Raw genomic sequence first — 25163 nt, forward strand, 5'->3', positions numbered from 1 at the left:
GGGACGGGTCCGGCTCAATGGCAGGCGCAGGCGCTGCCGCAGCCGCCGGCTGCCGCGGGCGTGGCCGAAGCGGACGAGGCAGGACTGGCCGACGATTCAGCCGCCGCCGGGGCGCTGGCCGCCGCTGCAGCGGCGCCACCCGCGGCGCCGGTGGCAGCAGGCGCGCTGGCTCCGGCGCTGCCGCCGCGGAAGTCGGTCACATACCAGCCCGAGCCCTTGAGCTGGAAACCAGCAGCAGTCAGCTGTTTCTTGAACGAGCCGGCGACGCCGCACGACGGGCAGTCCGTCAGCGGGGCATCGCTCATTTTCTGCAGCACATCGCGCCCGTGGCCGCAGGCGTCGCAACGGTAGGCATAGATCGGCATGGTGTTATTTCGCGAGAAAACTTCGGAATCGGTACAAAGGCGGACATCGCCGCGGGCCATGGCGGCTGCGGGAAATTCCCGCGCGACGATGCAAAGCCTTGAATTATAAACCGTTCCGGGGCTGCCTGATCGCCGGAAATGAGGGGGTTGCAGACCCCCGGGCGTCAGGCGATATGGACTTCCTTGACCGGCGCGTGATCTGCAATCCACTGCGGCAGCAGTGAACCGACCACCATGCCGCTGATCGAGAACACCAGGCCCACCATCTGCGGTGGCACGACCGCGCCGGCGAACGCGACCTCGCAGGTGAGCCACGACGACAGGCCCAGCAGGATCGCCGCCAGCCCGCCCTGGCGGGTGGCGTGCTTCCAGAACATGCCGAAGGCCAGCGGCACGAACGACGACACCAGCGTGACCTTGTAGGCATTTTCGACCATATGGAAGATCGACAGGTGCGAGTTCAGCGCGAACAGCGTCACGGTGGCGGTGAACACCAGCACCACCGCCTGCATCACACGCAGGAACTGCTTGTCATCCAGGTGGCGGAAATAGGGGCGCAGGATGTTCTCGGCAAACGTCACCGACGGCGCCAGCAGCGTGGCCGAGGCGCAGCTCTTGATGGCCGACAGCAGCGCGCCGAAGAACATGACCTGAGCAAACATCGGCGCGTGGTTCAGGATCAGTTTCGGCAGGATCAGCTGCGAATCGGCGTTGATGTACTTGGCTACCATGTCCGGGTCGATCAGCGTGGCCGAATACGCCAGGAACATCGGGATAAAGGCAAAGCAGAAATACAGCACCCCGCCCAGCACCGAGGCGCGCCCGGCGATGTGCTCGGTGCGCGACGAGGTTACCCGCTGGAACACGTCCTGCTGCGGGATCGAGCCCAGCATCATGGTGAACAGCGCCGCCGCGAAGCCGATGATCTGGATGAGGTCCAGCGACGGCAGGAACTCGAACTTGCCGGCCGCGGCCGCATGCGACACCACGGCGGCGACGCCGCCGGCCTGGCCGCTGACCTCGTAGCCGATATAGAGCATGCCGATGACGATGATGATCATTTGGATAAAGTCGGTGATCGCCACCGACCACATCCCGCCAAACAGCGTATAGACCAGCACGCTGGCCGCGCCGATCATCATGCCGGCCTCCTGCGACACCGTGCCGTCCGACACGGTAAAGAACACCAGCCCCAGCGCCTTGATCTGCGCCGCGACCCAGCCCAGGTAGGACACCACGATGCACAGCGTGGTCAGCACCTCGGCCAGCCGGCCATAACGGTTGTGGTAGTAGTCGCCGATGGTCAGCAGGTTCATCCGGTACAGCGGCCGGGCGAAGAACAGGCCTACCAGGATCAAGCACAGTGAGGAGCCGAAGGGATCGGAAACGACGCCCGACAGGCCTTCCTTCAGGAATACCGCGGGGATGCCCAGCACTGTCTCGGAGCCGAACCAGGTGGCAAAGACGGTGGCGGTGACGATATAGAACGGCAGGCTGCGCCCGGCGACGGCGAAATCGGTGGTGTTGCGTACGCGCAGCGCCGCCCACAGGCCGATGCCGACCGAGATTACCCAGTAGATGATGACGAACCAGATCAGCATGCCGCTGCCCTATGCAGAAAGTGCCCTTGTGGCGAGAAACCGAATGCCGGGCGGCGCATGGGTGCACCTTGCTTGCGCGCATCTGCCCGGAGTCCAATTCATCGGTCGGGGCCGCATATCGAGCTGCCTGGAGTTCTCGCGCTGGGCGGAAAACGCGGCCGGGGCTGCGGTCGTAGCCGAATCAAAACGCGGATTATAGCGACGCAGACCATCGTGGGCGAAAAAAATTCCCCGCTGGCGCAAATGCGCCACGCGGAGCATCGCCTGCGCCACAAGCGCTGGCCGGCGGCTGCTTCAGCCGGACCGGCGGCGCCAGACCTGCCAGCGCTCCTGTCCCTGGAACACCGGCAGCGGCGCGGCCGAGGGCCGGTCCTCAAGTCGCTCGAAGGCCGGCGCCAGCAGCGCGTCCAGCTCCTCAGCCGGCATCGCGAACGGCGGTCCGCCGCGGTTTTCGCCCAGGTAGAAGTAGCCGGCCAGCAGGCCGCCCGGCGGCAGCAGTTGCGCGACCCGGGCGGCATAGTCAGCCCGCATCGCCGGCGGCAGCGCGCACAGGAAGGCCCGTTCGTAGATCAGCCCGCATGCGGGCTGCGGCGTGAAGGCGAAGAAATCGCCCTGCTGCACCACCACCCCTGCCGGCCCCAGCGTCCGCCGCGCCGACGCCACCGCCTGCGGCGAGAAGTCGATTGCCGTCACCGGCCAGCCGCGCTCGAACAGCCACGCGGCCTCCCAGCCGTTGCCACAGCCTGGTACCAGGGTCGGGCATGGCGCCCGGCCTTCGATGAACCGCCGGAATTCCTCGGGCACGCCGCCCTGGTCCCAGGGCGTGAAGCCCTGTTCGAAACGCTCGTCCCAGAACGCCGGGTCGGCGGCGTTGCGGGTGGCGAAGGTCGGCGCAGGCTTGGCGGTGTCGCTCATGGTCATCTCCGATGGATCGGTCCCGGGTGCGCTACCAGTAGCCGGCCCAGCCCAGCACATGCGTCAGCACGATGCCGGCGACAAAGCCACCCAGCAACAAGATCCCGGTGCCGAGCAGCCGGTTGGTGCGGCGCTGCTCCACCACCAGCATCGCCAGCAGCTTGTCCTGCTCGCCGTTGCTGGTCAGCGCGCGCCGCTCCAGGAACTGGTGCGCCAGGCGCGGGAAGTCGGGCAGCATCTTGGCCCACAGCGGCGCCTCCACCTTGACCCGCTCCCAGGCGCCCTTCCAGCCCACCTGTTCGTGCATCCAGCGTTCCAGAAAAGGCTTGGCGGTCTTCCACAGGTCCAGGTCGGGGTCGAGCTGGCGGCCCAGGCCTTCGATATTGAGCAGCGTCTTCTGCAGCAGCACCAGCTGCGGCTGGATCTCGACATTGAAGCGGCGCGAGGTCTGGAACAGCCGCATCAGCACCATGCCCAGCGAGATTTCCTTGAGCGGCTTGTCGAAGTACGGCTCGCAGCAGGCGCGCACAGCGCTTTCCAGCTCTTCGATGCGGGTATCGGGCGGCACCCAGCCCGACTCCACGTGCAGCAGCGCCACGCGGTGGTAGTCACGGCGGAAGAAGGCGATGAAGTTCTGCACCAGGTAGTTCTTGTCGAACTCGGACAGCGCCCCGACGATGCCGAAGTCCAGCGCGATATAGCGGCCGAAGGTCTCGGGCTGCACCGACACCAGGATATTGCCCGGGTGCATGTCGGCATGGAAGAAGCCGTCGCGGAACACCTGGGTGAAGAAGATCTCGACGCCCTCTTCCGCCAGCACGTGCATGTCCACGCCGGCGGCCTTGAGCGACTCGGTGCGCGAGATCGGGATGCCGTGCATGCGCTCCATCACGAACACGGTGCTGCTGCACCAGTCCCAGAACACCTCGGGCACCAGCAGCAGGCTGGAGTCGGCAAAGTTGCGGCGCAGCTGGCTGGCGTTGGCCGCTTCGATCATCAGGTCGAGCTCGTCGTGCAGGTATTTGTCGAACTCGGCCACCACCTCGCGCGGCTTCAAGCGCTTGCCGTCGGCCCAGAAGCGTTCCATCCAGGTCGCCATGTCGCGCATCAGCGCCAGGTCGCTGTCGATCACCGGCAGCATGCCGGGACGCAGCACCTTCACCGCGACCTCGCGGCCGTGGTTGGGGCCGCCCTTGAGCGTGGCGAAGTGCACCTGCGCGATCGAGGCGCTGGCCACCGGCTGGTGCTCGAAGGTCTCGAACAGCTGGTCCAGCGGCCGCCCCAGCGCGCGCTCGATGATCTTCACCGCCACCACCGAATCGAACGGCGGCACCTGGTCCTGCAGCTTGGCCAGTTCGTCGGCAATGTCCGCTGGCATCAGGTCGCGCCGGGTCGACAGCACCTGGCCGAACTTGACGAAGATCGGGCCCAGCCGCGTCAGCGCCAGACGCAGGCGCTCGCCGCGCGGCATCTCGAGCTTGCGCCCGATGGTGATAACGCGCACCAGGAAGCGGATCCTGCGGCTGCTGAAGCCCGAGAGCACCAGCTCGTCCAGGCCGTAATAGAGGATGACGAAGAGAATCTTGCCAAGGCGCAGGAGGCGGGTCATTCGGGAGTCTTCACAGGGCCGGGCAGGCAGTCATGTTGGTGGTGGATGGGATCGGGGCGCGGCCGGCTCAGCGGTGCGGCGACGGCAGCTTGCCGGACTGGCCCGGCGGTCCGGCGCGCTCCAGCCGCTCCAGCCGTTTTTCGAGCCGGGCCAGGCTGTCGCGCAGCCGGCCCACGTCTGCGCCGAAGGCATCGAGCGCGGCGTGGCGCACCAGGGTCGGATGCTCGTCCAGCAGGTAGTCGGTGACGTTGTCGACCAGGGCGCGGCCAACGCGCGTGGCCTGCTCATGCACCTGGCGCGCGCCATCGACCACGCGCTGCGCCACGCTGTCGCTCACCGGCCCGCCCAGGATGCCGCGCAGCGCGCGCGACAGGTCTTCGGCGGCGTCCCAGCGCAGGTTGCGCGCCAGCGTCGAGACGGTGTTGGCCAGCTCGGCGTCGCCCTCGATGCGGACATGGCGCATGGCGGCGGCCTGGCCGCCTTCGGCCACGTCGGCGGCCACCAGCGGCCACTGCTGCACCGGCACGCGCAGCGTCACCGCGGGCGCCTCGGCCTCGGGCGCCGGTTCGGTGCAGCCGTGCTCCGTCACCTTCAGCGACAGCACGAAGGCGGCGGCATCGAAGCGGATCACGCGCCCCGCAAACGGCGTGAGCTGGTTGCGGGCCCACGGCTCCTGCTCAAGCAGGTGGTTCAGCGCCGAGATGGCGGGCATGGCCAGGGCGGAAGGCAGAGTATTCATGACAGCGCGGTTGGCGGGCAGGCAGCGACGCCGCAGGTCGGGCGTCCCAAACAAAAAAAGGCCCACGCTTTCGCGTGGGCCTCCATTCTAAGCTACTCCCCCCGGCGCATCACCGCCGCGGGGTGCGGCATCAGGACTCTTGCTGGATGCCGGCCAGCAGCCAGCCGCCGGTGCCGCTGGCAGGCTTGGCCAGGTTCCAGACCTCGCCGAACGGCTGGGCCGCCTCGCCGGACTTCTCGCGGATCATGCCCGAGAAGCGCACGCTGGCGATATGCTGGGCGGCGGCCGATTCGATGCCGAGCAGCTGGGCTTCCAGCGTGACCACGTCGGTCTTGTTGACCTCGGCGCCGCGCTCGGACAGGTCCATCTTGATCTCGGCGAACATCTCCGGCGTGGTGAACTCGCGGATGTCATCCAGGTTGCCGGCGTCCCACGCGGCCTGCAGGCGCACGAAGTGGACCTTGGCATTGCGCAGGAAGGCTTCGGTATCGAAGTCGGCCGGCACGCCCCACGGCTGCTGGGCCACGGCATCGGCGGCCACCGGGGCCACCGATGCTGCCGGCAGTACCGTGCTGGCGGCCGCGCCTGCCGGGCTACCCGAAGACACAGGCGTCGGCTCACCGCGGAACATGGGCTCGGCGCTGCGGTCCAGGTTCGGCGCGTTGCCGGCACCGGCGTAGGCCGGCTGCTGGGTGCGCTTGCTGCCGCCACGGAACTTGCGGATCAGCCAGATCGCCGCGAACGCCACCAGCGCGATCAGGATCAGGTTGGACAGGAAGCCCAGCGCCGCGCCGCCCAGGCCGAAGTGCGACAGCAGCCAGCCGATACCCAGGCCGGCGGCGATGCCGCCCAGGATGCCGCCCCAGTTGCGCTTGGGAGCTGCCGCGGCAGCCGCGCCGGCGGCGCCAGCCGTGGCCGGGGCTGCCTGATTGGGCTGCTGGGCCGGTTGCTGGGTCGGCGAAGTGGGCTGCGGCGCCTGCTGGCGCTGTTGCGTGACCGTCGACGACTGCTTGCCGATGCTGCGCGAACCGCCCATGCGCTTGGCATTGGCGTCGAACACCATCCCGAAGGCAATCGCGGTAATCAGCGACCCAACCAGGAATTTTCCACGAAATGACGACATATTCTGCTATCCCCTGTCAGTTTCACCCTATATGCGGGCGAGGCATGGCGATTTCAAGTCTTCTTAATACTTGCGCCCGACGTGGAGCGCCACCACTCCGGCCGTCAGATTGAAGTATTCGACATTTTCCAGGCCAGCATGTTCCATCAAGCGTACAAGTGAAACCTGGTCTGGATGCATTCTGATCGATTCCGCGAGATAGCGATAGCTGGGGGCATCCCCTGCCACCCGCTCACCCAGCCACGGCAGCACCTTGAAAGAATAGACGTCGTAGGCCTTCTCCAGGGGTTTCCACACCTTGGAGAATTCCAGCACCATGACCTTGCCGCCCGGCTTGACCACCCGGCGCATCTCGGCCAGCGCGGCATCCTTGTGCGTCATGTTGCGCAGGCCGAAGGCCACCGTGACCAGGTCGAAGTAATTGTCCGGGAACGGGATGTGCTCGGCGTCGCACAGGCACACCGGCGTGACGATGCCCTTGTTCAGCAGCCGGTCGCGGCCCACGCGCAGCATCGACTCGTTGATATCGGTCAGCCAGACCTGCCCGGTCGGGCCGGCCTGCCTGGCGAACGCCTTGGCCAGGTCGCCGGTGCCGCCGGCGATATCCAGCACCTTGTGGCCGGGGCGCACGCCGGCCTGGGCGATGGTGAACATCTTCCAGAGCCGGTGCATGCCGCCCGACATCAGGTCGTTCATCACGTCGTACTTGCTTGCCACCGAATGGAATACGCCGGCAACCTTGTCGGCCTTTTCCGCTTCGTCGACCTTTTCAAACCCGAAGTGGGTTTCACTCATCTTTCAGACTCCAGGGTAATCGGTTCGGCGCGGCTCAGTGATGGCCGCAGCCGTGGCCGCCGGCAGCGCCGGTGGCGGGCATCGGGGTGTCGCGGTCGGCGCCGGCGGCTTCCAGGCGCTGCAGGTAGTCCTGCCAGAGCGCATCCTGGTTGTCGCCGAGGCGGTACAGCAGGTCCCAGGAATAGATGCCGGTGTCGTGGCCGTCGGTAAAGCGGATCAGGATCGCGTAGTTGCCGACCGGCTCGACCGCGTTGACGCCGACCTCGCGCTTGCCGGTCTGCAGCACTTCCTGCCCCGGGCCGTGGCCCTGGACTTCAGCGGACGGCGAATACACGCGCAGCAGCTCGAACGGCAGCCGGAAGCTGCGGCCATTGTCGAAGCCGATCTCCAGCACGCGGGATTGCGTATGGACGGTCAGCGCGGTGGGATGAGGAGTGTCTTTTTCCAGGCCTGCCATGATGATCGCGGCCCGGTTAGGGTCGCTCCTGAGGGGGTGATTGCCGCGCGATGCTGCCGTTACGGCACGGCATCACGCTTCGCATACGACCCGATAGCTTACCCCAGGCTCGCCGGCTTGCGCAGCCCGGGCGGCGTCCCCATCCTGCGGCACGTAGCGCAGGCGCCGGCCGTGGAAGGCCGCCACGGTGCTGCGGTGGGCGATGCTGACGATGGCCGCACCGGGCAGCGAGTCCACCATGAGCTTGTACATGACGCCCTCGGTTTCCTCGTCCAGCGCGCTGGTGGCCTCGTCCAGGAACAGGTAGTCGGGCTTCTGCAAGAGTGCGCGCGCAAACGCCAGCCGCTGTTGTTCGCCCGGCGACAGCCGCAGCGACCAGTTGTCGAACACGTCGAGCTGGTCCACCAGCGCAGCCAGCCGCGCCTGGCGCAGCGCCGCCTGCAGCGCTTCCGCGCTGTGCACGGTGCCAGCGTCGGGGTAAGCCAGCGCATCGGCCAGCGTGCCGATCGGCAGGTAGCTGCGCTGCGGCAGGAACAGCATGCGCGCGCCGTCGGGCATGGTCACGGTGCCGCTGCCGTACGGCCAGATCCCCGCCAGCGCGCGGAACAGCACGCTCTTGCCGCAACCAGACGGGCCGCTGACCAGCCAGCGCTCGCCCGGCGCGACCGATAGCGAGAACGGCGCCACCAGCGGCCGCTGGCCCACGGCCGCGCTGCGCGCGGCGCGTACCGGCAGTGCCAGCGCCAGGCCGTCGATGGTGATGCCATTCTGCGGCTTGCCGGTATGTTCCACCTCGATATCGCGCACGCCGCCCGGCGCCATGTCCTGGCGCTCGGCCACGCGGATCGCTTCCTGGAAATCGATCAGGCGGTTGGCGGCGGCCTTCCAGCCCACCAGCGTGGCGTAGCTGTCGACAAACCACGACAGCGCGCCCTGCACCTGGCCGAAGGCGGAGCTGGTCTGCATCAGCCCGCCCAGCGTCATCTTGCCGGCAAAGTAGCGCGGCGCCGCCACCAGGATCGGGAAGATGATGGCGAACTGGGCATAGCCGGAGCTGACGAAGGTCAGCCGCCGCGTATAGCGCATCAGCTGGTTCCAGTTGGCGCGGATGCGGTCGAAGCGCGCGCGCAGGCCGGCCTGCTCGGTCGGCTCGCCGCGGTACAGCGCCACCGGCTCGCTGTTCTCGCGCAGGCGCACCAGCGTGAAACGGAAATCCGCCTCGTACTGTTCCTGCTGGAAGTTCAGGCCGATCAGCGGGCGGCCGACCACGTGCGCCACCAGCGAGCCGATCACCGCATAGCCCGCCGCGAACCACACCATGTAACCGGGAATGGTCCATTCAGTGCCGCCCATTGCAAAGCTGATCGGCCCCGATACCGTCCACAGGATGCCGACGAAGGACAGCAGCGTCACCACCGAGTTGAGCAGCCCGAGCGACAACGACAGCGCGCCGTCGGTGAACTGGCGCAGATCGTCGGCGATACGCTGGTCAGGGTTGTCGGTGGTGTGGGTCTGCTCGATGCGGTAATAGGCCTGGTGCCCGAGCCAGTGGCCCATGAAGCGGCCGGTCATCCAGGTACGCCAGCGCATCTGCAGCATCATGGTGTAGTACTGGCGCGAGATCGCCGCCACGATAAAGAACGCCGCGATCCACGAGAAGCGCAGCAGCAGCACCTTGAACGAGGCGTAGTCGCGCTGCTCCAGCGCGTTGTAGAACACGCGGTTCCACTCGTTGAGCAGCACGTTGATATAGACGATGCCGAGGTTGAGCACGACCACCAGGGCCAGCAGGCCAAGCCCGGCGACGCGGTCGTCGGATTTCCAGTAAGGCTTGATCAGTGCCCAGGTGGCGGCCATGCGCAGCCGGCTCTGGATCTTGAGGGCCCTGGCAGGGACGGCCGGGCCCGGTACGGTGACGGAAGTCGGAGTGGAGGACATAGCGGCAGCGCTTGGCCCGTCAGCGGATGCCGGCCGGGCTTGTTGTTCTGGATACCGTGGCGGCAGGCCACGGCGGCAACAGCATTCAGACGGTCACGGCCAGGCGTGGGTTCCGCGCACCCCTCAGGCGTCGCCGGCTTCGAGCAGCGAAAGCGCCGTACGCAGCGCCGGCAGCCGGCTGGCCAGTTCCTGCACCCGCACGGCATCCGCCGCGCGTTGCGGCGCGGCCCAGATCGCCTCGGGGAAATGGGTGTCCCAGCGGTAGCGCGGGATGATGTGCCAGTGCAGGTGCGGCACCATATTGCCAAAGGCCGCCAGATTGACCTTGTCCGGCGCCATGACCTCGCGCACCACCCGTTCGACACGTGCGACCAGCCGCATCAGCCAGGCCTGGTCGGCATCGTCCAGGTCGCTCAGCTCGGCCACGTGGTCGTTCCAGACGATGCGGCAGAAGCCCGGGAAACGGTCATGCTCGACCAGGATCAGCCGGGCGCGGTCGCCCATCCAGACCAGTTCGCCGCCGTCGGTTTCGCAGAGCGGGCAGTTTGGAGCGCGCGTCATGGCGTTGGCTTACACCAGCACGCGTTCAATGCCGCCGGCATTGGCCTTGGCCACATACTCCGGCATCCAGTTCTCGCCCAGCAAATGCTTGGCCATCTCGATGACGATGTAATCCGCCTGCACCGAAGCATCTTCCTTGTAGCGCGACAGCCCCTGCAGGCACGACGGGCAGCTGGTCAGGATCTTGACGTCGCCGGTGAAGCCGTCGGCGCGCAGCTTGTCTGCGCCCCTGGTCATCTCTTCTTCCTTGCGGAAGCGGACCTGGGTCGAGATATCCGGACGCGTCACCGCCAGCGTGCCCGATTCGCCGCAGCAGCGCTCGTTCTTCTCGATCTTGCCCAGACCGGTGTTCCCGCCCATCAGGTCGTTGACCAGCTTGGTCGGGTCCATGGTCTTGATCGGGGTGTGGCAGGGATCGTGGTACATGTAGCGCGTACCGGTCACGCCTTCCAGCTTCACGCCCTTCTCGAGCAGGTATTCGTGGATGTCGATGATGCGGCAGCCCGGGAAGATCTTGTCGAATTCATAGCCGGCGAGCTGGTCGTAGCAGGTGCCGCAGCTGACCACCACGGTCTTGATGTCGAGGTAGTTCAGCGTGTTGGCCACGCGGTGGAACAGCACGCGGTTGTCGGTGACGATCTTCTCGGCCTTGTCGTACTGGCCGTTGCCGCGCTGCGGATAGCCGCAGCACAGGTAGCCCGGCGGCAGCACGGTCTGCACGCCGACGTGCCACAGCATCGCCTGCGTGGCCAGCCCGACCTGCGAGAACAGCCGCTCCGAGCCGCAGCCCGGGAAGTAGAACACCGCTTCCGATTCCGGCGTGGTTGCCTTCGGGTCGCGGATGATCGGCACGATCTCGTTGTCTTCGATGTCGAGCAGCGCGCGCGCGGTCTTCTTGGGCAGGTTGCCCGGCATCTTCTTGTTGATGAAGTGGATCACCTGCTCGCGCACCGGCGCCTTGCCCACGGTCGCGGGCGGATGCGCGGTCTGCTTCTTGGCGAACTTCTTCAGCACGTCGTTGCCGAGGCGCTGCGCCTTGTAGCCCCAGTCGATCATGACCTTGCGGGTCAGGTTGATGGTCTCGGGGTTGGTGGCGTTGAGGAAGAACATCGACGCCGCGGTACCGGGGTTGAACTTCTTCTGCCCCATCTTGCGCAGCAGGTTGCGCATGTTCATCGACACGTCGCCGAAGTCGATCTTGACCGGGCACGGCGTCACGCACTTGTGGCACACGGTGCAATGGTCGGCCACGTCGGAGAACTCGTCCCAGTGCTTGACCGAGATGCCGCGGCGGGTCTGCTCTTCATACAGGAAGGCTTCGATCAGCAGCGAAGTCGCCAGGATCTTGTTGCGCGGGCTGTACAGCAGGTTGGCGCGCGGCACGTGGGTGGCGCACACGGGCTTGCACTTGCCGCAGCGCAGGCAGTCCTTGACGCTCTCGGCAATGGCGCCGATATCGCTCTGCTGCATGATGATCGACTCATGCCCCATCAGGCCGAACGACGGCGTGTAGGCATTGCGCAGGTCGGCGCCGGGCAGCAGCTTGCCCTTGTTGAAGCGGCCCTGCGGGTCGACCTTGGCCTTGTAGGCGCGGAAGTCGCCGATTTCTTCCTCGGTGAGGAATTCCAGCTTGGTGATGCCGATGCCGTGCTCGCCCGAGATCACGCCGTCGAGCGAACGCGCCAGCGCCATGATGCGGGCCACCGCGCGGTGCGCGTCCTGCAGCATGTCGTAGTCGTCGGAATTCACCGGGATATTGGTGTGCACGTTGCCGTCGCCGGCGTGCATGTGCAGCGCCACGAAGACGCGGCCGCGCAGCACCTGCTTGTGGATCTTCTGGGCCTCGTCCAGGATCGGCTTGAACTCGCCGCCGTTGAAGATCTTGCGCAGTTCGGCGCGGATCTCGTTCTTCCACGACACGCGGATGGTGCGGTCCTGCAGCAGGTGGAACACGGTGGCATCCGGCTGCTGGTGCAGGCGCGCCTCGAACTCCTGCCCGAGCAGCCCCAGGCCGTGACCGATCAGCGAGGCCTTGGCCTGCGCCAGCGGCACGTCCATGTGGTCCTGCAGGTAGCGCCAGCGCGCGCGGATCTCGCGCAGCAGCGTCAGCGCGTGCTGCACGCGGTCTTCCAGCAGCTCGGCGCTGGGGATTTCGTTGGCGTCGTCGCTGCGGCCCAGCGGCAGGTTGCCGCGCGCGAAGAACGCTTCCAGCGTGTCGACCAGCTTGAGCTTGCTCTTGATCGACAGTTCGATATTGATGCGCTCGATGCCGTCGGTGTACTCGCCCATGCGGTTCAGCGGGATCACCACGTCTTCGTTGATCTTGAAGGCGTTGGTATGCTTCGCAATCGCGGCGGTACGCGAACGGTCCAGCCAGAACTTCTTGCGCGCCTCGGGGCTGACGGCGATAAAGCCTTCTCCGCTCTTGCCGTTGGCCATGCGGATCACTTCCGAGGTGGCGCGCGCCACGGCGTCTTCATCGTCGCCGACGATATCGCCAATCAGCACCATCTTCGGGAAGGCGTTGCGCTTGCTCTTGGTGGCGTAGCCGACCGCGCGCAGGTAGCGCTCGTCCAGGTGCTCCAGGCCGGCCAGGATGGCGCCGCCCGGCTTTTTGGTCTCGGCGTCGAGAAAGTCCTTGATCTCGACAATGCTTGGGATGGCGTCGCGCGCCTGGCCGAAGAACTCCAGGCAAACCGTGCGGATGAACTTCGGCATGCGGTGCAGGATCCAGCGCGCGCTGGTGATGATGCCGTCGCAGCCTTCCTTCTGCACGCCCGGCAGGCCGGCCAGGAACTTGTCGGTGACGTCCTTGCCCAGGCCTTCCTTGCGGAACTTGCGGCCCTCGATGGCGAGCGTCTCGGTGCGTAGCACCTTCTCGCCCGGCGCACGGTTGCCATCCGACCACTTCAGCTCGAAGGTGGCCACCGGCACGTCGTGGATCTTGCCCAGGTTGTGGTCCAGCCGGGTGATCTCCAGCCAGTTGCCCTCCGGGTCCACCATGCGCCACCAGGCCAGGTTGTCCAGCGCGGTGCCCCACAGCACGGCCTTCTTGCCGCCGGCGTTCATGGCCACGTTGCCGCCGATGCACGAGGCATCGATCGAGGTCGGGTCGACCGCGAACACCAGGCCGGCCTTGTCGGCCGCATCGGCCACGCGGCGCGTCACCACGCCGGCGCCGGAGAAGATGGTCGCAACCTTGTGCGACACGCCCGGCAGGTCGGTCTGCTCGACCGGGCCGAGCTGTTCCAGCTTCTCGGTATTGATGACCGCGCTCATCGGCGTCAGCGGCACGGCGCCGCCGGTGTAACCGGTGCCGCCCCCGCGCGGGATGATGGTCAGGCCGAGCTCGAAGCAGCCCTTGACCAGGCCGGCGATCTCTTCCTCGGTATCCGGCGTCAGCACCACGAACGGATATTCCACGCGCCAGTCGGTGGCGTCGGTCACGTGCGAGACGCGCGACAGGCCGTCGAACTTGATGTTGTCCTTCTGCGTGACCTTGCCCAGCACGCGCTGGGCGCGCTTGCGCAGGTCATAGGCCGCGGCAAATTCGTTCTTGAAGTCCTCGATCGCCTGCTTGGCGAACGCCACCAACTGCTCCACGCGATGCGAGCGGTCCTCGGCGGCGGGCTCGGCGTGCTCGGCACGGTCAGCGGCGCGGCGCTTCTCGATCTCGTTCAGGCGGTGGTGCAGCGCGCTGACCAGCATCTGGCGGCGCTTGGGATTTTCCAGCAGGTCGTCCTGCAGGTAGGGATTGCGGCGAACCACCCAGATATCACCCAGCACCTCGTACAGCATGCGGGCCGAGCGGCCGGTGCGCCGCTCGCTGCGCAGCTCGTCCAGGATGCGCCAGGCTTCCTCGCCGAGCAGGCGGATGACAATCTCGCGGTCCGAGAAGGACGTGTAGTTATAGGGAATTTCACGCAGGCGCGGCGGGGCGTCCTGCGCGGCGAGCTTGGCGTCGAGCACGAGTGGGGCGTTCATTGGGGGACCGCTTCCTGCTGCGCACGGGGACAGTGCGCGAATCGTTCATTAAAGGGCGATTGTACTGCAAGGCCCGGTTTCGCCGCACCGCAACATGGAGGAATCCTTGTTGGAACAAGGGATTAGGCGACACTTTGGCGGTGGCACCGGCGCCCTGCGGTGGTGCCGGCGGCGCACCGGATCAGAACCAGGCCTTCCACATTTGCGCAATGTTGTGCCAAAAGCTGTCCGGGATCCACAGCAGGCTGGCGGTCATGAACAGGTAGCGGATGAATTTGCCGACCGCCATCCAGGCCAGGCTGGGCCAGAATGAGAGGCGCAGCCAGCCCGCCAAAGTGCACAATGGATCACCAATCCCAGGCAGCCACGAGAACAGCAGCGTGGGCGGCCCAAGCCGGCGCATCCAGCGGAAGTAGCGCGCATCGAGCTTGGGCTTGGGCGGCTTGCGCATATGTTTGCGGTGCTCAAGGTGCTCAAGGTCATGCTCGCGCGCCCGGCGCCGCTTGTGGTAGCGCACCAGCGCCAGCTTGGCGGCGTAGCCCAGCCACCAGTCGATGGCACCGCCGACCGTGTTGCCAAGCGTGGCCACCACGATCGCCGGCCAGAACATATGCGGGTTGAGCTTGACGTAGCCGAACACCGCCGGCTCCGAGCCCAGCGGCAGCAGCGTGGCCGAGATCAGGCTGACCACAAAGATCGCGGGCAGGCCCACCTTGGGCAGGGCAATGGTCTCGAACAGCCAGTCGAAGAAGGCTTCCATGTCAGGGTGAGCAAGGGGGCCGGGCCATTCTAGCAGCGGCCCTGCCAGGACCCCGCCCCCCGAATGGGGAGCGGGCAAACCACATGGCACCTGTGCTGGATTTGTGATTAACTGTTAGAGCCTGTTGCGGCCAATCGTTCGCCGGCCGCAGCATTCGCGCCAGCATTGAAGCCGCTCGCCGCGTGCGCTGGCGCACCTACAGCAGTTGTAGCGGCAGCACCAATATCACGAATTAGCCGTCCTATAGCCGTCTTAAGCGGCAGTACCGCGTCGTGGCCAGTCCCACGCAGTTCGTTCGGGATTTCGGGCAATTGGTCATGCGCGTCCACCCCACATGGAGACAAGCATGGCGATTCCGATCCGCCTGACGGTCAACGGCAAGTCCGTTGACGCGCAGGTAGAACCCAACACCCTCCTGGTCCAGTTCCTGCGCGAACAGCTGCGCCTGACCGGCACCCACGTCGGCTGCGACACCGCGCAGTGCGGCGCCTGCACGGTCCACCTGGATGGCCGGGCGGTCAAGTCGTGCAATATCCTCGCGGTCCAGGCCGACGGCGCCGCCGTGACCACCATTGAGGGCCTCGCCGCTCCCGGCACGCTGCACCCGATGCAGGAAGCCTTCCGCGAATGCCACGGCCTGCAATGCGGCTTCTGCACGCCCGGCATGGTGATGAGCGCCACCGCGCTGGTGCAGGAACACCCCGGCGCCGACGCCGCCACCATCCGCGCCCACCTGGAAGGCAACCTGTGCCGCTGCACGGGCTACCACAACATCGTGCGCGCAGTGCAGCAGGGCCAGGCGGCCATGCAGGGCACCACCGCCAGCGCGGAATAAGGGGGACCGGCCATGAACGCACCCGAGAACCAACGCCTGGTAGGCGCGCCGGTCAAGCGCAAGGAAGACTATCGCTTCCTGACCGGCAACGGCCAGTACACCGACGACATCGTGCTGCCGCAGCAAAGCTACGCGTACTTCCTGCGCTCGCCGCACGCGCATGCGCGCATCCGCTCGATCGACAAGACCGAGGCGCTGGCCGCGCCCGGCGTGATCGCCGTGCTGACCGGCGACGACCTGGCGGCCGACAAGGTCGGCGGCCTGCCCTGCGGCTGGCTGATCCACAGCATCGACGGCTCGCCGATGAAGGAGCCGCCGCACCCGGTGATTGCCCACGACAAGGTCCGCCACGTCGGCGACCAGGTCGCGCTGGTCATCGCCGAGACCCTGCAGCAGGCGCGCGACGCCGCCGAGAAGATCGACGTCGACTATGAAGAGCTGCCCGCCGTGGTCAGCGCTGCCGATGCCGCCAAGGCGTCCACCCTGGTGCATGACGACGTGCCCGCCAACACCTGCTACACCTGGGGCCACGGCGACAAGGCCGCCACCGACGCCGCCTTTGCCAAGGCCGCGCATGTGACCACGCTGGACATCGTCAACAACCGGCTGATTCCCAACGCGATCGAGCCGCGCGCGGTCAACGCCAGCTATACACGCCAGGACGACAGCTATACCGTCTACGTGGCCAACCAGAACCCGCACGTCGAACGCCTGCTGATGGGCGCGTTCGTGCTGGGGCTGCCCGAATCGCGCCTGCGCATCATCGCGCCGGACGTGGGCGGCGGCTTCGGCTCCAAGATCTTCCTGTACCCGGAAGACGTGGCGCTGACCTGGGCCTCGAAGAAGATCGGGCGCCCGGTCAAGTGGACCGCGGACCGCTCCGAGTCCTTCCTGACCGATGCCCACGGCCGCGACCACGTGACCAGGGCCGAGCTGGCGCTCGACGCCGACGGCAAGTTCCTGGCGATGCGGGTGCATACCACCGCCAATATGGGCGCCTACCTGTCGACCTTCGCCAGCAGCGTGCCCACCATCCTGTATGCAACGCTGCTGGCGGGCCAGTACGCCACGCCCGCGATCTACGCCGAGGTGCAGTCGGTCTTCACCAACACCGCGCCGGTGGATGCCTATCGCGGCGCCGGCCGGCCCGAGGCCACCTATGTGGTCGAGCGCCTGGTAGAAACCGCCGCGCACGAGATGAAGATCGACCCGGCCGAGCTGCGCCGCAAGAATTTCATCCGCCAGTTCCCGTACGCCACGCCGGTGGGCCTGACATACGACACCGGCGACTACGAGCCGTGCCTGGCGCGCGCGCAGGAGCTGGCCGACGTCAAGGGCTTCCCGGCCCGGCGCGACGAAGCGAAGCAGCGCGGCAAGCTGCGCGGCCTGGGCTATTCCTGCTATATCGAGGCCTGCGGGCTGGCGCCGTCGAATATCGCCGGCGCGCTGGGCGCGCGCGCGGGGCTGTTCGAGGTGGGCGAGATCCGCGTGCACCCGACCGGCACCGTGACCGTGTTCACCGGCTCGCACAGCCATGGCCAGGGGCACGAGACCACCTTCGCGCAGGTGGTCGCCGACCGGCTCGGGCTGCAGCTGGACCAGGTCGAGATCGTGCACGGCGACACCGGCCGGGTGCCGTTCGGCATGGGCACCTATGGCTCGCGCTCGCTGGCGGTGGGCGGCTCGGCCATCGTCAAGGCGCTCGACAAGATCGAGGCCAAGGCCAAGAAGATCGCCGCGCACCTGCTGGAAGCCGCCGACACCGACATCGAGTTCAGCAACGGCGTGTTCCGCGTGGCCGGCACCGACCGCACCAAGACCTTCGGCGAAGTCGCGCTCTCCGCCTACGTGCCGCACAACTATCCGCTCGACAAGCTGGAGCCGGGCCTGAACGAAAACGCGTTCTACGACCCGACCAACTTCACCTACCCGTCCGGCGCCTATGTGTGCGAGGTGGAAGTCGATCCCGATACCGGCGAGTCGCAGGTGGTCAAGTTCACCGCGGTGGACGACTTCGGCAACATCATCAACCCGATGATCGTCGAAGGCCAGGTCCATGGCGGCATCGGCCAGGGGCTGGGCCAGGCCATGCTGGAGCAGTGCATCTACGACAACGACAGCGGCCAGTTGCTGACCGGCTCGTACATGGACTACGCCATGGCGCGTGCCGGCGACCTGCCCGACTTCACCGTCGAGACCGCCACCGGCACGCCCTGCACCCACAACCCGCTGGGCGTGAAGGGCTGCGGCGAAGCCGGCGCGATCGGCTCGCCGCCGGCGTTCATCAACGCGCTGGTAGATGCGCTCAGCCCGCTGGGCGTGAAGGACATCCAGATGCCCGCCACGCCGCACCGGGTCTGGCAGGCCATCCAGGCCGCCCGGCCGTGACCCACGCACACCGCAAAGGAAACCGACATGTACGCATTCAATTTTGAACGCGCCGCGGATGCCAAGGCGGCCGTGGCCACGCTCAAGGCCGATCCCGACGCCAAGTTCCTCGGCGGCGGCCAGAGCCTGCTGGCCGCGATGAAACTGCGGCTGGCCGCACCCTCCGTGCTGGTGGACGTGGCGCGCATTCCCGGCATGGCCGACATCCGCGTCGAAGGCAATGAAATCGTGGTCGGCGCCGCCGCGCGCCATGCCGATGTGGCCGAGCATGCCGAGGTGCGCCAGCGCATCCCGGCGCTGGCGGCACTGGCCGGCGGCATCGGCGACCGCCAGGTGCGCGCCATGGGCACCATCGGCGGCGCGCTCGCCAATGACGATCCCGCTGCCGACTACCCCGCGGCTGTGCTGGGGCTGGGAGCGACCGTGGTCACCGACCGCCGCACCATCGCCGCCGACGACTTCTTCAAGGGCCTCTATGAAACCGCGCTGGAACCGGACGAGCTGATCACCGCGGTGCGCTTCCCGATCCCGGAGCAGGCTGCCTACGCCAAGTTCCGCAACCCGGCCTCGCGCTTCGCGCTGGTGGGCGTGATGGTGGCGCGCACCGGCAATACGGTGCGCGTGGCGGTGACAGGCGCGGCCGACAGCGTGTTCCGCTGCCAGCCGCTGGAGCAGGCGCTGTCGGCCAGCTTCAGCGCGCAGGCGGCGCGTGGGGTGAAGGTCGATGCGTCGACGCTGAACGCCGACCTGCATGCGTCGGCGGAATACCGGGCGCATCTGATCCCGGTGCTGGCGGCGCGGGCGGTGGAGGCGGCGGCGAAGGGATAGCGCTTCCCCGCTGCCGCATGTTGTCGCCCCTCTCCTGCACGGCAGGAGAGGGGCGCAAACCGCCGGCGTATTTTCCGCATCGGCACACAAGATTGCTCATGCTTCCCACCTCCATCGACGACACCATCGCCCAGCTGGAACGCCAGCAATACTTCGCCGACCGCGAGACCGCCACGGTGCTCTATCTCGCCATGCGCATGCAGCGGCCGCTGTTCCTGGAAGGCGAGCCCGGCGTCGGAAAGACCGCCATGGCGCATGCGATGGCGGGCGTGCTCGGCACGCGGCTGCTGCGGCTGCAATGCTATGAAGGGCTGGACGCCGCCAGCGCGCTGTACGAATGGGACTACCCGCGCCAAATCATGGCGCTGCGCCTGGCCGAGGCACGCGGCGAACGTCCAGAGGCGCAGTCGCTGTACCACGACGACTATCTGCTCAAGCGCCCGCTGCTGGAATCACTGCTGCCCGACCCTGCCGCACCGGACGTCCCGCGCGTGCTGCTGATCGACGAGATCGACCGCGCCGACGAGCCCTTCGAAGCCTTCCTGCTGGAGGTGCTGTCCGAATTCCAGGTGTCGATCCCCGAGATCGGCGTGATCCGCGCCGAGCGTCCGCCGCTGATCGTGATCACCTCCAACCGCACCCGCGAAGTCCACGATGCCCTCAAGCGCCGCTGCCTGTACCAGTGGATGGGCTACCCGGAGCGCGACCGCGAACTGCAGATCGTGGCCGCGCGCGCCCCCGAGGCCGCCGCGGCACTGCAGGCCCAGGCCATCGACTTTATCCACCGGCTGCGCGGCATCGACCTGTTCAAGGCACCGGGCATCGCCGAGGCCATCGACTGGTGCCGCGCGCTGTCCGCGCTGGGCGCGACCGAGCTCGATCCGCAGTCCGTGCGCGACACGCTGGGCGTGCTGCTCAAGTACCAGGACGACCTGGCGCGCGTGGATGGCCCCACCGTGGCCGAGCTGCTGGCGGGTGCCACGCCGGGAGGCTGACCGTGGCCACGCTGCACGCCGCTGTACGGCCTGCCGCACTGGCCCTGCCGGTGCTGGCGCGCAACGTCACGCACTTCATGCGGCTGTTGCGCGACGGCGGCTTCGCGCTGTCGCCGGCCCATGCGGTCGATGCGCTGCAGGCGCTGCGCCATGTCGATATCGGCCAGCGCGACGAGGTGCGCGCCGCGCTGGCGGCGCTGGTGCTGTCCGGCCCCGACCAGCGCCCGCTGTTCGATGCCGCCTTCGACCTGTTCTGGCGCGATCCCGACTGGGAAGGCAAGCTGCGCGCACTGCTGCTGCCGCGCGTCGACAGCGGCGCGCCGCCGCCGAAGCGCAGCAACCGGCTGGCCGATGCCCTGGCCGCGCGCCAGCCCGAAACGCAGTCACGCCTGGCACAAACCGAAGCCGAGCGCATCCACGTGCCGCTGACCTTCTCCGACCAGGAACGCCTGGCGCAGCGCGACTTCGAGACCCTGACCGCGCAGGAATGGCGCGCGCTGCAGCACCTGGTGCGCACGCGCCGCGCCCACCTGGCCTTGCAGCGCACCCGCCGCCTGCGCGCCGCCACCTGCGGCACCCATGCCGACCTGCGCGCCAGCGCGCGCCTGGCGGTGCGCCAGCATGGCGAGTGGCTGCGCTGGAAATTCCGCAAGCACGCCGAGCGCAAGCCGCCGGTGGTGCTGCTGCTCGACATCTCCGGCTCGATGAGCCAGTACTCGCGCGCGGTGCTGTACTTCTGCCATGCGCTGATGCAGTCGCGCGAGCGGCTGTCGGTGTTCCTGTTCGGCACGCGGCTGACCAACATCACGCGCTCGCTGCGCGAACGCGACCCGGACGAGGCCGTCGCGCTGATCACCGGCCAGGTGCGCGACTGGGCCGGCGGCACCCGCATCGGCGCGGCGCTGGCCACCTTCAACCGCCACTGGGCGCGACGCACGCTGTCCGGGCGCGCTACCGTGCTGCTGGTCACCGACGGCCTGGACCACGAGCACATCGACCTGCTCGGCGAAGAAATGGCACGGCTGCGCCGCTTTGCGCACCGCATCGTCTGGCTCAACCCGCTGCTGCGCTACCCCGGCTTCACCCCGCAGGCGCGTGGCGTGCAAGCCATCCTGCCGCATGTGGACGCACTGCGCCCGGCCCATAACCTGGACAGCCTGCTGGCGCTCGAGACGCTGCTGTCCGACCATGGCGGCCCGCCCCGGGCCGCCACCCCTGCCCTCGCCAGGCACAACAAGGAAGCCCCGCCATGGAAATGAACCAGAGCCAGCGCCTGCCGGTCCCGCAGCAGGTGGCATGGGAAGCGCTCAATGACACCGAGCTGCTCAAGCAATGCATCCCGGGATGTGAGAGTATCGAGCCCGACGGCGACAACGCCTACCAGCTGGCCCTGACGGCCGCGGTGGGCCCGGTCAAGGCGCGCTTCAAGGGCCGCATGGCGCTGGAAGACATCCAGGCCCCCGACAGCTACACCATCCGTTTCGATGGCCAGGGCGGCGCGGCGGGCTTCGGCAAGGGCAGCGCCCAGGTCCGGCTGGAACCAGACGGTGACGAGACCGTGCTGACCTACACCGTCAACGCCCACGTGGGGGGCAAGATCGCACAGATCGGCTCGCGGCTGGTGGACGCCGCGGCACGCAAGATGGCAGATACCTTCTTTGCGCGCTTCACCGAGGCCGTCACCCCTGACGCCACCGACGACACGCCAGCGGCCGAGGGCGCCCCCGCCGCAGCCGCCGGCGACAATGAACCAACAGAGGAACCGAAGCGGAAACGATCATGGACAGCGTGGATCTCGAAGTCCTGAAGAACAGCGTGCAGTGGCAGCAGCAAGGCCATCGCGTGCTGCTGGTCACGGTAGTGCGGACCTGGGGCTCGTCGCCCCGGCCCGAAGGCGCGATGCTGGCCGTGCGCGACGACGGCCTGGTGGTGGGCTCGGTCTCGGGCGGCTGCATCGAGGATGACATCATCGACCGCGTGCGCCGGCAAGGCATCACCGCCGACCACCCGGAAGCGATCAAGTACGGCATCAGCGCCGAGGAAGCCCACCGCTTCGGGCTGCCATGCGGCGGCACCATCGAGCTGGTCACCGAACCGCTGACCCCGGGCAGCGGCATCGCCGAGCTGCTCGACGCCGTGGAGAACGGCCGCCTGGTCGCGCGCACGCTCGACATGGCCACCGGCACCGCCACGCTGGGCCCGGCCAACGCCACCGACGGCCTGGTGTTCGACGGCAAGACCCTGCTGACCATCCACGGCCCGCGCTACCGCATGCTGGTGATCGGCGCCGGGCAGCTGTCCAAGTACCTGTGCCAGATCGCCGTGGGCCTGGGCTTCCAGGTCACCGTGTGCGACCCGCGCGAGGAATACACCGAGACCTGGGACATCCCCGGCGTCACCATGGTGCGCACCATGCCGGACGACACCGTCACCGACATGAAGCTGGATGAGCGCTGCGCCGTGATCGCGCTCACGCACGACCCCAAGCTGGACGACCTGGCGCTGATGGAAGCGCTCCGCACCAAGGCCTTCTATGTGGGCGCGCTGGGTTCGCGCCGCAACAACCAGGCGCGCCGCGAACGCCTCAAGGAATTCGACCTGACCGAGCTGCAGCTGGCGCGGCTGCATGGCCCCGTGGGCATCTACATCGGCAGCCGCACGCCGCCCGAGATCGCCATCTCGATCCTGGCCGAGGTGATCGCGGCGAGGAACCACGTATCGCTGCCCGACATCCTGCAGGTGGAAGGCGCCAAGGCCGCGCGCGAGATGGCTGCCAGCACCGGCAGCAGCTGCGACGTCGCGCCTGACCCCACCTGACGACTTCGCGAGTGCCCGCCATGACTGCCGCCCCCAACGCTCCCCTGCTCCGCACCGACCTGCCCACCGGCATCCTGCTGGCCGCAGGCTTCGGCCGCCGCTTCGACGCCGCCGGCAAACGCAACAAGCTGCTGGAGGTGCTGCCCGGCGGCCGCTCCGTGGCCTGGCGCAGCGCCCGCACGCTGGCCGCGGCGCTGCCGGAATCGATCGCCGTCATTCGCCCCGGCAACCCGGCACTGGCGGAGGAACTGCGCCGCGGCGGCTGCCGCGTGGTGGAGTCGGCCGACGCCGAAGCCGGCATGGGCGCAGCCCTGCGTGCCGCCGTGGCCGCCACGCCCGAAGCGCGCGGCTGGGTGGTGGCGCTGGCGGACATGCCCTGGCTGCCGATGGAACTGATCCGGGCGGTGGCGTTGACGATCACCACGCCGGATACCATCGCCGCGCCTTGGCGCAACGGGCAACGCGGGCATCCGGTGGGTTTTGGCGCAGCCTGGCGTGAGGAATTGCTGAAGCTGGACGGAGATGAGGGCGCGCGGGCGTTGCTGAAAGACAAACCGGTAACGCGGATCCTGACCGAGGATGAAGGAGCGTTTCGCGATATTGATACGCCCGGGGATTTGAAGTAACGCCCCACCAACCTCAGCCGATCCCCTCCGCCAACTCGCTCGTCTTCACCGCCATGATGAAATCATTCCGGTGCAACCCCTTGATCTTCTTGGTCCGCCACGACACCGTGGCATGCCCCCAGCCAAAGCTGATCTCCGGATGATGCCCCTGCGCCTCGGCCAGCTGCCCGACGCCGTTCACGAACGCCAGCGCCTGCGCGAAATTGCCGAAGGTGAAACGCCGTTCGAGCCGCGTCGCGCTATCGACCAGCTCCCACCCCGGCGCCTGCTGCAATAAATCCTCGGCCTCAGCCGGCGTCAACGGCGGCACGCCGCCACGGCAAGGCGTGCACGATTGCGCTGCCAGGTCTTCGCTCATGGTCATGCTCCCCGACCGGAAGAACAGCCCGCGCCTCAGGCCCCTTCGGTCTCAGTCAGTGCGCGCAGGAACTCGCTGCTCCACCAGTGCACATCCTGCGCGCGGATGCGCTCCAGCAGTTTCTGGTGCCGCTGCTGGCGCTCGGCCAGCGGCATGTGCAGCGCCTGCTGGATCGCCTGCGCGGTGGCGCGGGTGTCGTACGGATTGACCAGCAGCGCCTCGCGCAGCTGCTCGGCGGCGCCGGCAAAGCGCGACAGCACCAGCACCCCCGGGTCCTCCGGGTCCTGCGCGGCGATGAACTCCTTGGCCACCAGGTTCATGCCGTCGCGCAGCGGCGTCACCAGCGCCACGCGGCTGGCGCGGCACAGGCCGGGCAGCCGCTTGCGCGCGGTGGTGCGGTGGATATAGCGCACCGGCATCCAGTCCAGCTCACCGAACTCGCCGTTGATGGAGCCGCTTAGCTGCTCCATCTCGCGGCGCAGGTCGACGTAGGCATCCACCGACTCGCGCGAGGGCGCGGCGATCTGCACCAGCGTCGCGCTCGAGCGGTTCTCGGGATACTCGGCCAGCAGCCGGTAGAACGCCTTGAGCCGCTGCGGCAGGCCCTTGGAATAGTCGAGCCGGTCGATGCCCAGCAGCAGCCGGCGGCGCGCGTACTGCGCGCACATCATCTCGTAGGTTTCCTGCGCATCCGCGCCGCGGCCCAGCTCCATGAACTCGTCGACGTCGATGCCGATCGGGAAGGCCTGCGCCCGCACCGTGCGGTGGAAGGCGCGGTAGCGGTGCTCGCCCATCGGCTCGGCCTGCGCTTCGGCCTGCACGTAACGCGAGAAGTGCTCGACATCCGCATGGCTCTGGAAGCCGAGCAGGTCGTAGGCAAACAGTGCGCGCATCAGCCACTCGTGCTGCGGGATGGCGGCCAGGATCAGCGGCGGCGGCAGCGGTACATGCAGGAAGAAGCCGATCTTCTGCCCGCAGCCAATCGCGCGCAACTCTGACGCCAGCGGGATCAGGTGGTAGTCATGGATCCAGATGATGTCGTCGGGCTCCAGCAGCGGCGCCAGCTTGCGCGCGAACAGCTGGTTCACGCGCCGGTATCCGTTCAGGAAGTTGGAGTCGAAATCCGCCAGGTCCAGCCGGTAGTGGAATACCGGCCACAGCACGCCGTTGCTGTAGCCCAGGTAATAGGCGTCGTGGTCCTCGCGGCTCAGGTCGACGGTGGCCAGCGTCACGTTGCCGGCCTGCTGCAGGTGCAGGTCGCCTTCACCGGGCGTGCCGCCCTGGGCGGTTTCCAGCGCCTTGCCGCTCCAGCCGAACCACATGCCGCCGGTCTGGCGCAGGGCTTCGGATAGCGCCACGGCGAGGCCGCCCGCCGCCACGTTGCGGGGATCGGCGACCCGGTTGGATACCGCTACAAGTCTTGGCATATGTTGTTCTTGGAGTCCTCTGTTCTGGTTGCCGTGCGCGCA

Annotated in this window: 22 protein-coding genes; 8 read left to right on the top strand and 14 right to left on the bottom strand. The window is 67.7% G+C overall.

Translation table 11 applies throughout. The features are described from left to right. Positions 1-14 precede the first annotated feature (14 nt). The 12 genes from AC07UK_RS16800 to AC07UK_RS16855 form a co-directional block, all read right to left on the bottom strand. On the bottom strand, positions 15-365 hold the full coding sequence (locus tag AC07UK_RS16800; protein ID WP_436220813.1) for an FmdB family zinc ribbon protein: 351 nt from the start codon (positions 363-365) through the stop codon (positions 15-17). Positions 366-529: 164 nt separating this feature from the next. Continuing rightward, positions 530-1966: a high affinity choline transporter 1 gene (locus tag AC07UK_RS16805; RefSeq protein WP_436220812.1), complete on the bottom strand. Its 1437-nt coding sequence runs from the start codon at positions 1964-1966 to the stop codon at positions 530-532. 294 nt (positions 1967-2260) lie between these two features. After that, on the bottom strand, positions 2261-2881 hold the full coding sequence (locus tag AC07UK_RS16810) for a methyltransferase domain-containing protein (protein WP_494686027.1): 621 nt from the start codon (positions 2879-2881) through the stop codon (positions 2261-2263). A 31-nt stretch (positions 2882-2912) separates the two neighbouring features. Beyond that, the gene (ubiB, locus tag AC07UK_RS16815; protein ID WP_436220810.1) at positions 2913-4490 is read right to left on the bottom strand and encodes a ubiquinone biosynthesis regulatory protein kinase UbiB; all 1578 of its coding nucleotides are present in this window, start codon (positions 4488-4490) and stop codon (positions 2913-2915) included. A gap of 67 nt (positions 4491-4557) precedes the next feature. Beyond that, the gene (locus AC07UK_RS16820; protein WP_436220809.1) at positions 4558-5229 is read right to left on the bottom strand and encodes a ubiquinone biosynthesis accessory factor UbiJ; all 672 of its coding nucleotides are present in this window, start codon (positions 5227-5229) and stop codon (positions 4558-4560) included. A 130-nt stretch (positions 5230-5359) separates the two neighbouring features. Continuing rightward, positions 5360-6352 (bottom strand): Tim44 domain-containing protein, encoded by a 993-nt coding sequence (locus tag AC07UK_RS16825; protein WP_436220808.1) that lies wholly within the window; start codon positions 6350-6352, stop codon positions 5360-5362. Between the two features lie 63 nt (positions 6353-6415). Continuing rightward, on the bottom strand, positions 6416-7147 hold the full coding sequence (ubiE, locus tag AC07UK_RS16830; RefSeq protein WP_436220807.1) for a bifunctional demethylmenaquinone methyltransferase/2-methoxy-6-polyprenyl-1,4-benzoquinol methylase UbiE: 732 nt from the start codon (positions 7145-7147) through the stop codon (positions 6416-6418). 34 nt (positions 7148-7181) lie between these two features. Next, positions 7182-7604, bottom strand: coding sequence for a gamma-butyrobetaine hydroxylase family protein (locus tag AC07UK_RS16835; protein WP_436220806.1), 423 nt, complete (start codon positions 7602-7604; stop codon positions 7182-7184). 72 nt (positions 7605-7676) lie between these two features. Beyond that, on the bottom strand, positions 7677-9542 hold the full coding sequence (locus AC07UK_RS16840; protein WP_013955532.1) for an ABC transporter ATP-binding protein/permease: 1866 nt from the start codon (positions 9540-9542) through the stop codon (positions 7677-7679). A gap of 123 nt (positions 9543-9665) precedes the next feature. Next, positions 9666-10103, bottom strand: coding sequence for an HIT family protein (locus AC07UK_RS16845; RefSeq protein ID WP_013955531.1), 438 nt, complete (start codon positions 10101-10103; stop codon positions 9666-9668). Positions 10104-10112: 9 nt separating this feature from the next. Continuing rightward, on the bottom strand, positions 10113-14087 hold the full coding sequence (locus AC07UK_RS16850; protein ID WP_436220805.1) for a DUF3683 domain-containing protein: 3975 nt from the start codon (positions 14085-14087) through the stop codon (positions 10113-10115). A 181-nt stretch (positions 14088-14268) separates the two neighbouring features. After that, positions 14269-14847: a YqaA family protein gene (locus tag AC07UK_RS16855; protein WP_436220804.1), complete on the bottom strand. Its 579-nt coding sequence runs from the start codon at positions 14845-14847 to the stop codon at positions 14269-14271. Positions 14848-15193: 346 nt separating this feature from the next. Between AC07UK_RS16855 and AC07UK_RS16860 the strand changes: the two genes are divergently transcribed. From AC07UK_RS16860 to AC07UK_RS16895, 8 genes are all read left to right on the top strand, one after another. After that, complete coding sequence (locus AC07UK_RS16860) at positions 15194-15682, top strand: (2Fe-2S)-binding protein (RefSeq protein ID WP_436220803.1); 489 nt, start codon at positions 15194-15196, stop codon at positions 15680-15682. Positions 15683-15694: 12 nt separating this feature from the next. Continuing rightward, entirely contained in the window at positions 15695-18070 is a 2376-nt protein-coding gene (locus AC07UK_RS16865) for a xanthine dehydrogenase family protein molybdopterin-binding subunit (RefSeq protein ID WP_436220802.1), read from the top strand. Between the two features lie 27 nt (positions 18071-18097). Further along, positions 18098-18898 (top strand): FAD binding domain-containing protein, encoded by an 801-nt coding sequence (locus tag AC07UK_RS16870; RefSeq protein ID WP_494686028.1) that lies wholly within the window; start codon positions 18098-18100, stop codon positions 18896-18898. Positions 18899-18996: 98 nt separating this feature from the next. After that, positions 18997-19893, top strand: a complete 897-nt coding sequence (locus AC07UK_RS16875) for an AAA family ATPase (RefSeq protein ID WP_436220800.1) — start codon at positions 18997-18999, stop codon at positions 19891-19893. A gap of 2 nt (positions 19894-19895) precedes the next feature. Beyond that, the gene (locus AC07UK_RS16880; RefSeq protein ID WP_494686029.1) at positions 19896-21152 is read left to right on the top strand and encodes a vWA domain-containing protein; all 1257 of its coding nucleotides are present in this window, start codon (positions 19896-19898) and stop codon (positions 21150-21152) included. After that, the gene (locus tag AC07UK_RS16885) at positions 21143-21700 is read left to right on the top strand and encodes an SRPBCC family protein (protein ID WP_013955523.1); all 558 of its coding nucleotides are present in this window, start codon (positions 21143-21145) and stop codon (positions 21698-21700) included. The genes AC07UK_RS16880 and AC07UK_RS16885 overlap by 10 nt, the downstream gene beginning before the upstream one ends. Beyond that, positions 21673-22710, top strand: a complete 1038-nt coding sequence (locus AC07UK_RS16890) for an XdhC family protein (RefSeq protein WP_436220798.1) — start codon at positions 21673-21675, stop codon at positions 22708-22710. Before AC07UK_RS16885 ends, AC07UK_RS16890 begins: the two co-directional genes overlap by 28 nt. 20 nt (positions 22711-22730) lie before the next feature. After that, positions 22731-23336, top strand: coding sequence for a nucleotidyltransferase family protein (locus AC07UK_RS16895; protein ID WP_013955521.1), 606 nt, complete (start codon positions 22731-22733; stop codon positions 23334-23336). A 13-nt stretch (positions 23337-23349) separates the two neighbouring features. Here the strand turns inward: AC07UK_RS16895 and AC07UK_RS16900 are convergent, their stop codons facing one another. Together AC07UK_RS16900 and otsA are read right to left on the bottom strand one after the other, a co-directional pair. After that, entirely contained in the window at positions 23350-23694 is a 345-nt protein-coding gene (locus AC07UK_RS16900) for a 4a-hydroxytetrahydrobiopterin dehydratase (protein WP_013955520.1), read from the bottom strand. 35 nt (positions 23695-23729) lie between these two features. Continuing rightward, positions 23730-25121 carry an alpha,alpha-trehalose-phosphate synthase (UDP-forming) gene (gene otsA, locus AC07UK_RS16905; RefSeq protein ID WP_436220796.1) on the bottom strand — a complete coding sequence of 464 codons (1392 nt, stop codon included), beginning with the start codon at positions 25119-25121 and terminating at the stop codon, positions 23730-23732. Positions 25122-25163: the final 42 nt, after the last annotated feature.

Source organism: Cupriavidus sp. GW821-FHT07C08 (assembly GCF_059419025.1).